This window comes from Vibrio ponticus, assembly GCF_009938225.1.
Lineage (GTDB): Bacteria > Pseudomonadota > Gammaproteobacteria > Enterobacterales > Vibrionaceae > Vibrio > Vibrio ponticus.
This window is the reverse complement of the sequence record NZ_AP019657.1, coordinates 1,325,008-1,339,801: the sequence shown is the minus strand read 5'-3', so window position 1 is coordinate 1,339,801 and position 14,794 is coordinate 1,325,008. Positions and strand designations below refer to the sequence as shown.

The window sequence follows — 14,794 nt, the reverse complement described above, 5'->3', positions numbered from 1 at the left end:
CCAATCGTTAAATCGACACTGACCATTTTCTATTGCTACAGTGGGTTATTGATTTTGAGTTGCGCGAGGTAAGAACGCATTGGCTTCCCAAAGTGCATAACCGTTACGGAATTCAGTTAGGTCACTCCAAACTTTATCGAAGAATGGGTCAGCTTTTTTCTTCTCATCGACCACTTCCATCCACGTGTTTTCGAATAGCGTTAGCATTTCTTCGTTCCAGTAACGGATCTCGACACCGTTTTCTTTCGCTTTCTGCATTGCCGCGTACTGCATTGCTTCACCTTCAGCGATTGAGTAAGTCATGGTCGCCATACATGTTGTTGAAACCGCAGATTGTTGCGCTTCACTCATTTGACCCCAAGTGTCTTTGTTGATCAGCAATTCAAAGACGGTTGATTGTTGGTGCCAACCTGGGAAGTAGTTGTACTTCGCCACTTTGTGGAAACCTAGGCGCTCATCAATCGCTGGTTGTGAGAATTCAGATGCGTCGATAGCACCTTTCTCTAGCGCACCAAAGATTTCACCACCAGGCAGTTGAACCGTACCTACACCAAGTTTTTCCATTACCGATGCACCAAGTCCAAAGAAGCGCATGTTGAGACCTTTAAGATCTTCTGGCTTCTCAATTGGCTTACGGAACCAACCAGAAGTTTCAGGAGAGATAATCGCACATGGAATCACTTTGACGTTGTAACCGCCTTGATCGTACATCTCTTGATAAAGCTTTAAGCCATTACCAAAGAAAAGCCAAGCCATGTATTCGCCGGCTTCAGGACCAAATGGTACCGCTGAAAACAGCGCCGATGCAGGTAATTTACCTTGCCAATAGCCCGCAGTCGCGTAACCAGAGTTAACTTTACCCGTTGATACGGCATCTAAGATCTCAGCAGGGTTTACTAGCTTGCCCGGCTCATAGATCTTCATCTTGATTGTGCCGCCAGAGGTTTGCGTAATGTGGTCTGCGTACCATTGAATTGGCGTACCAAGCGCCGGAAGGTGGCTACCAAATGCAATCGGCGTTTTGAGTAGAATCTTCTTATCCGCCGCTTGGGCAGTAAATGCGATACAAGTTGTTGCGAGTGCAAGAGTAGAGGCGAGGGCGACCTTCTTTAGTTTCATTGGATATCTCCTTATCAGACGGGTCCTTTTGAATGTCGAGAAATGTGAACATCGCGGAGTAATTGTTGTTAATGCAATGTTACATTTAAGACTGAGTCTAGAGATCGGTTACCGGACTCTCTATTGGCAGAAGTGCGCAAATTGTGTCGGTAGTCTATGCAAATAGCGACGCGAACATTCAGTAATACTACGTAACGAACAGGGATGTGTTATGGGATTTGTAAGCAACAGAAGGCTAACGATCAATATCATTTTACTCTCTATCGTACCTTTGATAATTGTGGTCTTGATCGTTGCAAGTATATTATTTAATCAAGAAAAACAGCTACTTAGTGAGCAGGTTTCTTTAACTCGCAGCAATGTAATGGCAGTCAAAAAGCAAGAACTTCAGCAGTACGTAGAAATGGCAGTCAAAAGTATCGAGCCTTATTACTCCGATGAGTCTTTAACGCCTGAACTAGCCCAGCAAATAGTTGTTCAAAAATTGAGCCAGCTCACGTACGGAAAGGATGGTTACTTCTTCGCTTATACCTGGAAAGGCGACGCTCTGGTTTTGCCCTACCAGCCAGATCGTATCGGAAAAAACTGGTGGGGAGTGGAAGATGTACAGGGTAAAAAGCTGTTGCAGGCACTTATCAATGTTAGTCGTCAAGGGGGCGGCTTTGTTGATTACTTATGGCAAAAGCCTTCTGCTCAAGAGCCTCTGCCCAAACTGAGTTATGCGATTTCTTTAGACAAGTGGCAATGGATGATAGGGACTGGTGTCTATCTTGATGATATCGAGCGTCAAATATCCCATATGCAAAATGGCTTCAATCAGAACATTGATAAAACCATTACTGCATTGTTTGGCGTTATGTTTGTCGCCGTTTCAGTTATTGCTGCGCTTGGCGCGTCACTGAATTTCAATGTAAGGCGTTTGGCAAATGAACAGCTTAGCGTTTTGAATCAGCAAATCATCGATTCACAGGAAAATGAACGTCAGCGCGTGTCGCGAGAACTGCATGATGGGGTAAATCAACTGTTAGTGGCGGCTAAATACCGTCTCGATAATGTTAGCAAAGAGCAAAATAGTAGCAAAAAAGACGTTGAGCTCGACGCGAGTAAAGTCGCGATGGAGCAGGCTATCGTTGAATTACGTAGGATCTCCCAAGATCTTAGACCACCTCAGTTAGACGATTTAGGTTTGGTTGCTGCCATAGACGCCTATGTCAAAGGATTAAAAGAGCGCACTCAATTAGAGTTGGTGTTTGAGCATGATATTGACGGCGAAGAGTTTGTACCGGAAGTTGAAACAACCTTATATCGAGTCGTACAAGAATCACTACACAACGTTGAGAAGCACGCTAACGCGCAGGGTGTGGATGTCATTTTACAGCGTGAAGGACGAACACTGCTGCTAACGATTAGTGATGATGGAATTGGTTTTCCGACTAATCATGCCAAATCAGCTATGTTAGTGCAGGAAAAAATGGGGCTACAAAATATGCGCGAACGTATCCAAGCGATTGGTGGTACGTTCAGTGTGACAAGTGAACGTGGCGAAGGGACTGAGGTTCGCGTGAGTTTGAACATGGAGTTTATATGATTAGATTGGTTTTAGCCGATGATCACCGTCTGATGCAGGACGGTTTAAAGTCGCGCCTGGAAATGGAAGACAATCTCGATATTGTCGATTGTGTCGGCACGGGGAGTGATGCTTTAGAAAGTACGTTAACTCACAAGCCGGATGTATTGCTGCTCGATATCAATATGCCCAATCTAAACGGTATTGAGGTATTGGAAAAGCTAGAGAAAAGCCGCTCTAAGACCGCAGTGATCATGCTGTCGATGCATGATACTCGTGATTATGTCGTACGCTCTGTAAAAGCCGGCGCGAAAGGTTATGTACTTAAAGACGTTGGCTCAGAAGAGTTAGTCATGGCAATTAATCAAGTGGCTGAAGGGCGCTCTTACCTCTGTCCACAAGCATCGGACCGACTACTGGAACAATTGACTGAGCAACCTGAGCCAGAAGACGACACGCTATCAAAGCGAGAGTCAGACGTACTAAAAGCGATCGTTAACGGCGCATGTAATAAAGATATCGCTGATACCCTGCACATCAGTGTCCGCACAGTGGAAACACATCGTTTAAGAATTAAGAAAAAACTGGGCGCGACATCGACAGCAGGTTTAGTCAAATTAGCATTGCAAAAAGGTTTGGTGAGCTAATGACCAATAGTTTGCTTTCTAGCCGCCAACCGATTGTTGATAAAATTGTCTTCTTTTGTGCGGTGATCCAAACCGGTTCTTTTCGTGAAGCATCAATTCAACAGGGGATTTCGCCCGCGGCAGGCAGTCGCTGGGTGAAAGAGCTGGAAGATGTAATGTCGGTGGAGTTGATAAAGCGTAGTACCCGTCAGCTGGTGGCAACACAAGCTGGGCAACTGTTGTTTGAGCGTTTCTCACCGTTATTAGTCGACATCAATAGCGTTTGTGAGGAAGTACAAAACTTAGCGCAGAACCAATTCGGTGAAATTCGTATCTCATCGACACCATTATTTGCTCGACAGTATCTCACCAAGATAGTCGCGGAATACATGCAGATGTACCCGAATGTGAAATTTCGCATATTCATAGAAGCGGGAGATTTTGACCCACTCACTATTGATTTTGCGTTACGTGCCAGTGGTGGTTTTGACCAAAGACCTACGCCAGATTCGCTATTGGTTCGGCGCTGTTTGTTGCAGGAACCACTCTACTTATGCGCTTCTCCTGCCTATTTGCAAATGCAAGGCACGCCAGCCTCGCCAGAAGATCTCAATCATCACCGCTGTCTCTACGCAAAAACACTATTGGGTGGCAATCGTTGGAGCTTTGATAAAGACAATAAGCATGAAATTGTCACGATTAAAGACACGTTAGAATGTGATAACAGTGAAATGTTGCTGGATCTCGCGCTAGAAGATGCGGGTATTGCCTACCTGCCACATTCATTGGTCCATCAATTACTAAGTCGCGGTGATCTCGTTCACCTGTTACCAGAATACCAATGTGCGACCTTTGACATTGACCTTTACTACCGACCGCAAGCACCGATGCCTGAGAGATGTGGTCGATTTAAACAGTTTCTTTTTCAACGTGTGGCAGAAATGACGCAATAATTTCATATTTGAAATACACAATCTCTATATGCGTAATTAACAATCACTATTTCAACGCCTAAGCTATTTCTAACGCAAAGAACAAACACTAACGATAACTAAGGAAGGTGAATTGTGGTGGTTCAGTTAACACCAACAGAGGCGGCAAAATGGATAGAAGATGGTGACTCTGTTTTGTTAGGTGGTTTTATTGGTGCGGTTGTTCCCGAAGCCATTGAAAGTGCGATTGGTGAGCGATACGCGCAAACGCAATCACCCAAAGACCTGACTTTGGTATTCGCCGCTGGTCAAGGCGATGGCAAATCACGGGCAATTAATCACTTAGCTCAGCAAGGATTAGTGAAGCGAGCAATTGGTGGTCACTGGGGACTGGTGCCAAAGCTACAACAGCTAGCGGTTGATAATCTCATTGAAGCTTACAATCTACCTCAGGGCATAATTTCTCACTTGTTGCGTGATACCGCGGCAGGTAAACCTGGCACAATCAGTAAAGTTGGTTTGGGCACATTTGTCGACCCCCGTATTGAAGGTGGGAAAATAAACGCGTTGACCACAAAAGAGATGGTAGAAGTGGTTGATTTAGCGGGAGAGGAGTATCTTTTTTATCAGAAAATCCCCGTAGATGTAGCGATTTTACGCGGAACAACAGCCGATCAGAACGGCAACATCACCATGGAAGACGAGTGCCTAATCGCTGAAAGTTTAGCGGCGGCGCAAGCGGCAAGAAATAGTGGCGGTCGCGTCATTGTGCAAGTAAAGCAAGTGGTGGAGAACGGCAGTTTAGATCCACACGCGGTTAAGATTCCCGGCATATTTGTTGATGCCGTCGTGATATGCGCTAATCCACAGCAACACATGCAAACATTCGCTACTATGATGAACCCTGAGTTTGTTGGACGTGGAAGAAACTTAAGTGACAATGTCACTAATATTGATGTATCCAAAACACCAGATGCTAAAACCATCATTGCGCGTCGAGCGGCGATGGAGCTTATTCCTGGTTCAATTTTAAATTTAGGCATTGGTGCGCCAGAATATATCGCTCAGGTCGCTCGCCAAGCTGCTGTTCTAGAACAGTTTACTTTAACGGTTGAACCAGGTGCCGTTGGCGGTGAACCACAAAGTGGCTTAGATTTCGGTGCATCTCGTCTACCACAAGCTATTATTAGTCAGGATCAGATGTTCGACTTTTACGATGGTGGTGGCGTTGACCAAGCATTTCTAGGACTCGCCCAGTGTGATAGCCAAGGCGATATTAATGTCTCACGGTTTGGTAGCAAAATCGCAGGATGCGGTGGATTTATCAACATTACTCAAAACGCTAAACGGGTCTATTTTTGCGGAACATTTACCGCACAAGGATTACGTGTGCGAGGTGTTGACGGTGCACTCGAGATAGCAAGTGAAGGTCAGCAACAGAAATTTATTGAACAAGTAGAACAAATTACGTTCAGCTCAATACAAGCGAATAAACAGCATCAACCAGTGATGTATATCACCGAGCGGGCAGTCTTTAAGCTTCAACCTTATGGATTGGAACTGATAGAAATCGCGCCTGGCGTTGATCTAGAGCGAGACGTAATTAGTCAGATGGAATTTGTTCCTATAATTAGCCCATCACTAAAGCTGATGGAAGAAAAACTATTTACTAATCAATTTGATTTAACACTGATAAACAACGAGACGTAAGCGTTGTGATGACTTAATTTTGCATAGCCCAACAAGGAAACAGATATGTTTAGCAACAAAATCTGCGTAGTGACAGGCGCAGCTCAAGGAATTGGTCGTACAGTTGTAGAAAGATTTGCCCAAAATGGTGCAACTATGGTGTACGCCTTAGATATGAATGAGGAAGTGCTATCTAAGGCATTTATGGGGACAGACAATGTCAAACCCATAGTGGTCAATATCTGCGATCGCGCAGCAGTGGCGAATTTGATCAGTCAAATTCAAAGTGATTATGGGCGAGTGGATGTATTAGTCAATAATGCCGGAATTACCCGTGATGCGTTGATCGGCAAAATGACCGAGCAAGAGTGGGACATGGTGATTGATGTCAATCTGAAAGGGGTGTTTAACGTAACGCAAGCAATAGCGCCGCTGATGATAGAAAACAACTATGGATCCATCGTGACGATGTCTTCTGTGGTCGGCACGGACGGCAACATTGGGCAAACCAACTATGCCGCGACTAAGGGTGGCGTTATCGCTATGACCAAAACGTGGGCGAAAGAGTTTGCTCGAAAAGGTGCACAGGTCCGGGCAAACTGCGTCGCGCCAGGTTTTGTTGAAACCCCCATGACCGCAGACCTACCCGAAAAAGTGCTGGATATGATGAAAGGGAAAACGCCACTTGGTCGAATGGGGACACCAGACGACATTGCAAATGGGGTGGAATTTTTAGCCAGTGATAAATCAAGCTTTATTACCGGGCAAGTGCTTAAAATCGACGGTGGTTTAGTGTTGTAATCAAACTCGATAGTTAGGATTAGGCGCGTTTATCGCGCCTAATTATTTTGTCATCCGGAATGATTTATTTAGAGACGAGTGCCGATTGACGGCGAGGCTACTCCTTTCTAAACGGTTGACTCAACATTTTATCAAGCCATTGTTCTCTTGACGTTCTAAACAGTGGAATACCGATTTGTACTTTGTCATGCCCGAGTGTTGGTTGGGCGCGGTAGGTACTAAAAATGCGGTCCCAAATAGAGAGGAAAAAGCCAAAGTTAGAGTGGGTTTCTTTGGTGATAACAGAGTGATGCACGCGGTGCATGTCAGGCGTGACGATTAGCTTACGTAGGATGGCATCCAGTTTAAGCGACAGCTTGGCGTTGCTATGATTGAACATTGCGCTGGCATTGAGGATGATTTCAAAAATTAATACTGCGACGGGTGAAATACCGAAACTCACCACAATAGCAATCTTAATCCACATCGAGAGTAAGATTTCGATTGGGTGAAAGCGCGCGCCGGTAGTGACATCAATATCTTGGTCGGCATGATGCATGCGGTGCAGCCGCCATAGCCAAGGAATGCGGTGAAACACTAGATGCTGGGCGTAAATAGCCATATCAAGTATTAGCACGGCAATAATGATTTCGACGAGGCTCGGCAGCGCTATTGAGTTAAACAGTCCGATTTGTTGTTCCGTAGCCCATATTGCAGACTCAATGGCGAGATAGGGCATTAATAGCGCCAAGCACACAGAGTTAAAGCCAACGAGACCGAGGTTGTTTAACCAGCGTGTCGTTTTGCTTTGTGTCAGCGTTTTACGTGGCGTAACCCATTCCCAGATGGCACATAGAACGAGCACCGAGATAAAAAAGCTCAAGCGGATCATATCTGGGTTTTGCATTCAGTCTCCTTACTGTTTGACCTTGCAACCTAGGCTTAGGTGAGTAGAATCAGTCGCCTTCGACACTATTATCATTGAATCGGCATGAGAATCCACGCTTTTCATCACTTATATCAACAACGTCAGGCACTTTCGACCAAGGCGTTTAATGCGCGCGGCAGTAAAGTAGACCGTTGTATTTACTGCCAAGTTGCAAGCAAAAACTGTATTTGTGACTTTCAACCGAATATCGATAGCGATGTCGCTGTGATGCTGATCGTTTCCGACAACGAAGTGTTTAAACCAAGTAATACTGGTCGCCTCATTCTTGATACGTTAAAGGAGGGCTATGCGTTTCAATGGAATCGTACCGAACCTGATCCGCAAATGTTGTCACTATTAGACAACCCAGCCTATCAGCCACTGTTGGTGTTTCCTGCGGATTACGTTGAGGATCAAACTCGCGTTGTGCAAAGTGCGCTGCCTACGTTTTGTGGCGACAAGAAACCACTGATCATACTGCTTGATGGTAGCTGGCGAGAGGCGAGGCGAATTTTCCGTAAGTCACCCTACCTGAACCATCTACCAGTGGTCTCGATTGAACCACAGGCAATATCTCAGTATATGATGCGCAAATCGGATAACGAGCAGCACTTAGCCACCGCCGAAGTGGCTATTTTAGTGCTTGAGCAATTAGGTGACACTCGCGCATCAACAAAGCTAGACAGTTGGTTTCGCGTTTTTCGAGAAGCGTACATGTTAAGTAAAACTCAAATGAAGCCAGATCAAACTCGTCCAGAATTAAAGCGCTATCAGCTCGAAGATTGATAATCTAGTCGTTGATATTGTCGGATAAACTCGCTTCAATGAGTAAATTAGCGATTCATGATTGATTCAAACGGGCGATAGTAAGCATTCTGCTGGTCATTATTTATGCTGGTTAGTTGTATAAATTACCCGTTTTTCAACATCTTGGCTTCATTTGCCTGCATAGGTCACGGAACGCACTTAGGGTGTTGTGGATAATAACGCTAGATTGATTTGGAATTTATGAATTACATTCTGGGAGAGAATAAGATGTACTATGGCTTTGATGTTGGCGGCACTAAGATTGAGTTTGGTGCTTTCAATGAAAAATTAGAGCGTGTTGCTACCGAGCGAGTTCCAACGCCGACGAGTGACTATCAAGAGCTACTTGAGGTGATTGCAGGCTTGGTAAGCAAGTATGACCAAGAGTTTCAATGTGAAGGCAAAATTGGTCTTGGTCTTCCAGGTATGGAAGATGCGGATGATGGTACGATCTTAACCGTAAATATCCCTGCTGCGAAGGGCATGCCTCTACGTAAAGATTTAGAAGCAAAAATTGGTCGTTCGGTGCGTATTGATAACGACGCTAACTGTTTTGCGTTATCTGAAGCTTGGGATGATGAATTGAAAGACTCACCATCGGTAATGGGCTTGATCCTTGGCACTGGTTTTGGTGGCGGTCTAATTTACGAAGGAAAACCATTCTCTGGTCGTAATAACGTTGCAGGTGAAATGGGGCATATGCGTCTACCTATCGATGCGTGGTTCCATCTAGGTGACAATGCGCCGCTGTTGAGCTGTGGTTGCGACAAGAAAGGATGTATCGATAACTACCTATCTGGTCGTGGTTTTGAGCTTTTGTATGCTCACTACTATGGTGAAGAAAAGAAAGCGATTGATATCATCAAAGCGCAAGCAGAGGGTGAACCTAAAGCGGTAGAGCATGTTGAACGCTTTATGGAATTGCTGGCGATTTGTTTTGCTAACCTCTTTACCGCTAATGACCCACACGTCGTTGTACTAGGTGGTGGTCTATCTAACTATGATCTGATCTACGAAGAAATGCCAAAACGTATTCCAAAGCATCTGCTTTCTGTTGCGAAATGTCCGAAGATCGTAAAAGCCAAACATGGTGATTCAGGCGGTGTTCGCGGCGCAGCGTTCTTGAATATTAAATAATACCAATCAGCATAAGTCTTTGATCATTCTTGCTGATTAAAATCGCTGATAACGTTGTTGCAGATTTTGTAATTAGAATAACTAGTTAGCAGCAATCTGCGCCTAGTTCTAAGCGATTTTCCTTGCGCAATTTTCTGACCACTTACTTATCCTGATTGGTATAACGGCTAAGTTTGAATTAAAAACAAAGGGCTTCCATCTGGAAGCCCTTTGTGTAGGTAACGGTTCGCGCGACTGCTTATCGTAACCAGCGATTTACTTGTTCTTTTTGCCCACACCTAAATTTTCTTTAGGTTTTAGTGTGATTTTACCAAAGCCAAGTTTTTTGAAATGGTTATCACGGTAATTGCGTACCGCTTTAGTGTCAGAAACCATTTCTAGCTGGAGTTCCATTTTTAGAAATTCAGTAAGGTCGATACCTTCCGCTTCAGCTACCGCTTCATGAATATTGCGATGTTGCTGGTAAGAGAACAACAGTTCTTTCTCAACGTCTTTGTAGGTATAAAGAATTGTACGAGCCATAATAGGTTACTTATTTGCTTTACTATCAAATGAAAGGCCAGCTAACAAGCTTGCCTCGAATGGGTTAGATTCTGCCTTGAAGTGGGATAATTGTCACGCTTTCTCCCACTTTTACTGTATCTACAGCAGGAGAAATTTCAATTAAACAGTTCGCCTCGCTCATTGAGCGCAAAATACCAGAGCCTTGTTTACCGGTTGTACGCACAGTCAGGCGACCAGCGCTATCTAATTGATAGACGCCACGACTAAACTCGGTACGTCCTTGTTTAGATCGCAAATCTTCGGTCGCAATCGCATTGACTTTCAATGGTTGCCAGTTCACTTCACCTTGCATCTTACGCAGTGCAGGCTCAACAAAGTTGACGAACGAAACCATTACCGCCACAGGATTGCCAGGCAGACCAAAGAATGGCTTGTTGTTGATTTGACCAAACGCTAAAGGGCGCCCCGGACGCATGTTAATGCGCCAAAAATCAATTTGACCAAGCTTATCCAGTGCAAGTTTGATGTAATCCGCATCACCAACCGACACGCCACCAGAAGTAATCACGACGTCAGCTTGTTGGCTGGCTTTTTCAATCGCATCAATCATCACTTGCTCGTTATCTTCTAAGATCCCGAAATCGATGATTTCACAGCCAAGCTTCTCAAGTAGACCCATAATAGTGAAGCGGTTTGAATCGTAAATGGTATTCGCTTTTTGTTCACTGCCCGGTGCTTGTACCTCATCACCGGTAGAGAATAGGGCAACTTTCAGTTTACGATAAACAGTGGCGTCACCAAAACCGAGTGATGCTAACATCCCCATCTCAGCAGACTCGATGCGTGTCCCTTGGGTAAAGACATCGGCGCCGAGCGACAGATCTTCACCTGCCTGACGAACGTTTTGACCAGCTTTAATGCTAGCACCAGCAAAAGTAACGTTGTCACCTTCTTGACTGGCTTGCTCACGCATAATCACAGTATCGGCACCTTGTGGAATCGGTGCACCTGTCATGATTTTTACCGTTTGTCCTGGTTGTAGTTCTTGCTCATAAGCATGACCTGCCAGCACTTCGGCAACCACTTGGTAGTGGTCACGTTGTAGATCGTCACCACGAATAGCGAAGCCGTCCATCGCAGAGTTTGTATACTGCGGTACATTGACCGGAGAAACGACGTTATTTGCTAGTACGCGGTAGTAGCTTTGCTGCATCGGACACGCTTCTGTCTCTGCAACTGTGTTAACCAGCGACAAGATCTTTTCCTGACCTTGAGCAACAGATAAGAAAGCAGGAGATAGGGTGTCACAACAGGCAGCACCGGTGATCTCGTTACCGATTTCACCTTTACGTGCAACAAAGTCTAATACGAACTGCTTGATTGACTCTAAATCGTTAATGTCGATCTGTGGTAGTTCGGTATCGTCTACTTTAGTATCTGCGGCGATCGCGACAATATTGTCATCATTTGGGTATAACCATGGTTTGCCCACTTCTTCGCGATGTAGTTCAATTTTCGGGAAGGCGATGTTTTTGCAGCCTTCAACCAAAATAACATCCAATTTTTGTTGGTCAAAACGGGTCAATAGGTAATGAAACTCAGACTCTTCTTCTGGCGTTTCAGTCATCAACGCATAGCGATTGCGCGAGGAGATCAGCATTTGACTTGCGCCCGCTTTACGTAGGCGGTAGCTATCTTTACCTGGCTTATCCACATCAAAATTATGATGCGCGTGTTTTAACATACCAATGCGTAAACCCGCTTTGGTTAGTTTTGGTAACAGCGCTTCAATAAGCGTTGTTTTACCTGTGCCAGAGTAGGCTGCAAAACCAAGAATAGGGACTAAATGGCGTGATTTCATGATTCTAGTGTTCCAAATTGTGCCAACTCTTCAGGAGTATTCAGATTTACAAAGCAGTTAGGCTCATCGCTAAAGTCAACGTAAGAGGTATTACACTCTTTGTATAGTAGGATGATTTTACGGTCGCCGCGCTCTAAAAAGGCGGTCAGTTTAGGCAACACGCGTTTGTGATACAGGGTAAATACAGGTTGTTGATGATCACCATCGTGCGCAACCAAAATATCGCTGTCTACGTTTACTTGGTTGCAAAAGCGCTCGACCAAATCTGTGCTGATTTGTGGGCTATCACATGGCACAAAACCAACCCAATCGGTTTCAGCGTGAACTAAACCAGCGTGAATGCCACCCATAGGACCAGGATAGTCAGAAAAATGATCACTAAACACGCGCCCGAACTGAGCGTAGGCTTCTTGATTGCGGTTCGCATTGATCAAAATTTGGGGTGTTTGTGGCGACAAGCGTTCAATAACGTGCTGAATTAGCGGCTTATTATTTAATTCGATAAGACCTTTGTCTTTGCCGCCCATGCGGCTGGCTTGACCACCAGCCAATATGACCCAACTAGTTTGCGTTGGATTTAGCATAGGAATTCTCTTGTTCTTTATCAGAAATGATTTGTAACAGTGGAGACTCTATCAGAGTTGATTCTTTTATCCACCATTGTTTGCGACATAAATCAGTTAACGCATTCTTTTGGTGACTGGTGATAACGATACTCGAGCCTTTTTGCAGCAGATCTTTTGCGAGCGTCACTAAACGATCAATTGACTCTTGGTCGAGAGATGCGCTTGGCTCATCCATCAACAAAATTGAAGGTGTTAAAATCCATGCTCTCGCCATAGCAACGCGCTGCTTTTCACCACCAGAAAGGACTGAAATATGTTCATCCGCTAAGGTTTCTAGCCCAACACGTCGCAGTGCATTGATCACTTTTGCGCGCTTATCTTGCGCTGGAATTTTTTGGAAACGAATACCATACGCGACATTTTCATACACAGTGCCATCAAAAAGATAAGGAGATTGGTGGAGATAAACCACGTTGCGACGACCACTGCGAGGAAATAAGCGTTGGAAGAAGTTATCGTTAGGCGCAAAGACTTTTCCCGTTGTTGGTTTCAACAAACCGGAAATGATCTTCAGTAGGGTGGTTTTACCCACACCGTTATCGCCTCGTAAATAGATCGCGTCATTAGGACCGATCGACAACTCAGGTATGTGGAACAATACCCGGTCTTTGAACCTCATCGAGACTTGCTGAGCAGTTAATTTAATTGTCATAGTTGCCCTTAAGTTCTCAAATAACCACGTCCGCGCATGCTGCTAAGGAAGAAGTTTAGTAGCAAGGCTAAAGATAATAATACAATTCCAAGTGCAACACCTTGCGCAAAAGCGCCTTTATGGCTTTCCATTGAAATTGCAGTTGGTATATTACGAGTTAAACCCATAATGTTTCCGCCGACCATCATTGAACAACCTACTTCTGTGACGATACGTGAAAAGGCAGTAATCGCGGCAGCAAGTAATGGAAAACGCGTCTCCCAAATCATGGTAGCGGCAAGGCGGGGCATCGAAGCGCCTAATGTAATTGCGGTTTCGACAGCACGTCGATCGCTTGATTGAAGTGCGCCATGCATCATTGCTACCAAAACAGGGAAGCAAATTAGCATTTGTCCTAATACCATTGCCTTTTGGGTGAACAGCATTTGCCAATCACCCAAAGGACCTGCACGAGACAGTAGCATGTAGAGCAACAAGCCGATAACCACAGTAGGTACGGCCTGGAGCGTATTAATAATGGATAAAAACATCCACTTGCCACGAAAATCTGTGTAGGCAAGTATGAACGAAAATAGAATCGCTGGCAGCAACACCAGAGAAATCGCGGTTAAAGAAACGCTAAACGACACACCGACAATAGCCAATAAGTCGGGGTCTAATGCTACTAATAATGCTAGTGCTTCTAATGTTGTCTGCCAGAGGCTCATGGGCGATTATTTCTCGTTCGCGTTGGCAACAAACAGTTGTTGACCATTTAGTTTAAAGCTGTTGATCAGTTCTTGCCCGCGAGGGTTTACTAGCCAGTCACTAAATACTTTTGCACCTTGGTAGTTGATTGTTGGGTAACGCTCAGGGTTAACCAAAATCACTTGGTACGGGTTAAATAGGTTTTTGTCGCCTTGTAGAAGAATCTTAAGATCAAGTTTGTTGTTGTACGCCAACCAAGTACCACGGTCAGTCAAGGTGTAACCTTGCATTTCAGACGCCATATTAAGCGTTGGACCCATGCCTTGACCTACAGAGCGGTAGCCAGTGAAGTTTGGCTCCATCTTAGTTTGAGCCCAGATACCCAATTCTTTTTTGTGCGTACCAGAATCATCACCGCGTGAGATAAATGTTGCGTTAACACCTGCGATATCCTTAAACGCTTCTGCGACAGTTTTGTCGTCTGAAACTGTTGCTGGGTCAGCTTGTGGACCAACAAGAACAAAGTCATTGTACATCAGTTTGCGTGGTAGAACGCCGTAACCTTTTTCAACGAAATTTGCTTCTGCTTTTGGTGCGTGAGTCATCACCAAATCAACGTCACCGTTTTCACCCATTTTAAGTGATTTGCCGGTACCTGCTGCAATAACGTCAACTTTGTAACCAGTGTCTTTTTCAAATTCTGGTAAAAGGTAATCAAGTAGGCCTGAGTGGTAAGTACTGGTTGTAGTAGCAAGACGAACGCGAGATTGATCTTCCGCGTGAGCTGAATAGCTGAACAGCGCAATAGACGCTGCTGCAATAGTGTAACTAACCGTTGCTTTCATAGTAAATGATGCTTTCATTGTTATAGTTTCCATA

Annotated in this window: 15 protein-coding genes; 7 read left to right on the top strand and 8 right to left on the bottom strand. The window is 44.8% G+C overall.

Annotation, left to right across the window (positions count from 1 at the left end; translation table 11 throughout):
- Positions 1-45: 45 nt before the first annotated feature.
- Positions 46-1,119: a TRAP transporter substrate-binding protein gene (locus tag GZN30_RS05875; RefSeq protein WP_075647908.1), complete on the bottom strand. Its 1,074-nt coding sequence runs from the start codon at positions 1,117-1,119 to the stop codon at positions 46-48.
- A gap of 211 nt (positions 1,120-1,330) precedes the next feature.
- Here GZN30_RS05875 and GZN30_RS05870 point away from each other — a divergent pair, with 211 nt between their 5' ends.
- The 5 genes from GZN30_RS05870 (at position 1,331) to GZN30_RS05850 (ending at position 6,734) form a co-directional block, all read left to right on the top strand.
- Positions 1,331-2,707 (top strand): cache domain-containing protein, encoded by a 1,377-nt coding sequence (locus GZN30_RS05870; RefSeq protein ID WP_075647909.1) that lies wholly within the window; start codon positions 1,331-1,333, stop codon positions 2,705-2,707.
- Positions 2,704-3,333, top strand: a complete 630-nt coding sequence (locus tag GZN30_RS05865) for a response regulator (RefSeq protein ID WP_075647910.1) — start codon at positions 2,704-2,706, stop codon at positions 3,331-3,333. The genes GZN30_RS05870 and GZN30_RS05865 overlap by 4 nt, the downstream gene beginning before the upstream one ends.
- A complete protein-coding gene (locus GZN30_RS05860) occupies positions 3,333-4,265 on the top strand; it encodes a LysR family transcriptional regulator (protein WP_075647911.1) in 933 nt (310 codons plus the stop codon). Before GZN30_RS05865 ends, GZN30_RS05860 begins: the two co-directional genes overlap by 1 nt.
- 114 nt (positions 4,266-4,379) lie before the next feature.
- Positions 4,380-5,954, top strand: coding sequence for an acyl CoA:acetate/3-ketoacid CoA transferase (locus tag GZN30_RS05855; protein WP_075647912.1), 1,575 nt, complete (start codon positions 4,380-4,382; stop codon positions 5,952-5,954).
- Between the two features lie 45 nt (positions 5,955-5,999).
- Positions 6,000-6,734, top strand: a complete 735-nt coding sequence (locus GZN30_RS05850) for a beta-ketoacyl-ACP reductase (RefSeq protein WP_075647913.1) — start codon at positions 6,000-6,002, stop codon at positions 6,732-6,734.
- A 97-nt stretch (positions 6,735-6,831) separates the two neighbouring features.
- Here the strand turns inward: GZN30_RS05850 and GZN30_RS05845 are convergent, their stop codons facing one another.
- Positions 6,832-7,620: a sterol desaturase family protein gene (locus GZN30_RS05845; protein WP_075647914.1), complete on the bottom strand. Its 789-nt coding sequence runs from the start codon at positions 7,618-7,620 to the stop codon at positions 6,832-6,834.
- A gap of 84 nt (positions 7,621-7,704) precedes the next feature.
- Between GZN30_RS05845 and GZN30_RS05840 the strand changes: the two genes are divergently transcribed.
- Together GZN30_RS05840 and nagK are read left to right on the top strand one after the other, a co-directional pair.
- Entirely contained in the window at positions 7,705-8,427 is a 723-nt protein-coding gene (locus GZN30_RS05840; protein WP_075647915.1) for a tRNA-uridine aminocarboxypropyltransferase, read from the top strand.
- 249 nt (positions 8,428-8,676) lie between these two features.
- Positions 8,677-9,585: an N-acetylglucosamine kinase gene (gene nagK / locus GZN30_RS05835; protein WP_075647916.1), complete on the top strand. Its 909-nt coding sequence runs from the start codon at positions 8,677-8,679 to the stop codon at positions 9,583-9,585.
- 255 nt (positions 9,586-9,840) lie between these two features.
- On the opposite strand, the gene GZN30_RS05830 is transcribed toward nagK, so the two are convergent.
- The 6 genes from GZN30_RS05830 to GZN30_RS05805 form a co-directional block, all read right to left on the bottom strand.
- A complete protein-coding gene (locus tag GZN30_RS05830) occupies positions 9,841-10,107 on the bottom strand; it encodes a DUF2960 domain-containing protein (RefSeq protein ID WP_075647917.1) in 267 nt (88 codons plus the stop codon).
- A 64-nt stretch (positions 10,108-10,171) separates the two neighbouring features.
- A complete protein-coding gene (locus tag GZN30_RS05825) occupies positions 10,172-11,950 on the bottom strand; it encodes a bifunctional molybdopterin-guanine dinucleotide biosynthesis adaptor protein MobB/molybdopterin molybdotransferase MoeA (protein WP_075647918.1) in 1,779 nt (592 codons plus the stop codon).
- On the bottom strand, positions 11,947-12,534 hold the full coding sequence (mobA, locus tag GZN30_RS05820; RefSeq protein WP_075647919.1) for a molybdenum cofactor guanylyltransferase MobA: 588 nt from the start codon (positions 12,532-12,534) through the stop codon (positions 11,947-11,949). Before mobA ends, GZN30_RS05825 begins: the two co-directional genes overlap by 4 nt.
- The gene (locus GZN30_RS05815; protein ID WP_075647920.1) at positions 12,512-13,228 is read right to left on the bottom strand and encodes an energy-coupling factor ABC transporter ATP-binding protein; all 717 of its coding nucleotides are present in this window, start codon (positions 13,226-13,228) and stop codon (positions 12,512-12,514) included. Before GZN30_RS05815 ends, mobA begins: the two co-directional genes overlap by 23 nt.
- Positions 13,229-13,236: 8 nt before the next feature.
- Entirely contained in the window at positions 13,237-13,935 is a 699-nt protein-coding gene (locus GZN30_RS05810; RefSeq protein ID WP_075647921.1) for an ABC transporter permease, read from the bottom strand.
- 6 nt (positions 13,936-13,941) lie between these two features.
- The gene (locus tag GZN30_RS05805; RefSeq protein ID WP_075647966.1) at positions 13,942-14,760 is read right to left on the bottom strand and encodes a substrate-binding domain-containing protein; all 819 of its coding nucleotides are present in this window, start codon (positions 14,758-14,760) and stop codon (positions 13,942-13,944) included.
- Between the last annotated feature and the right edge of the window lie 34 nt (positions 14,761-14,794).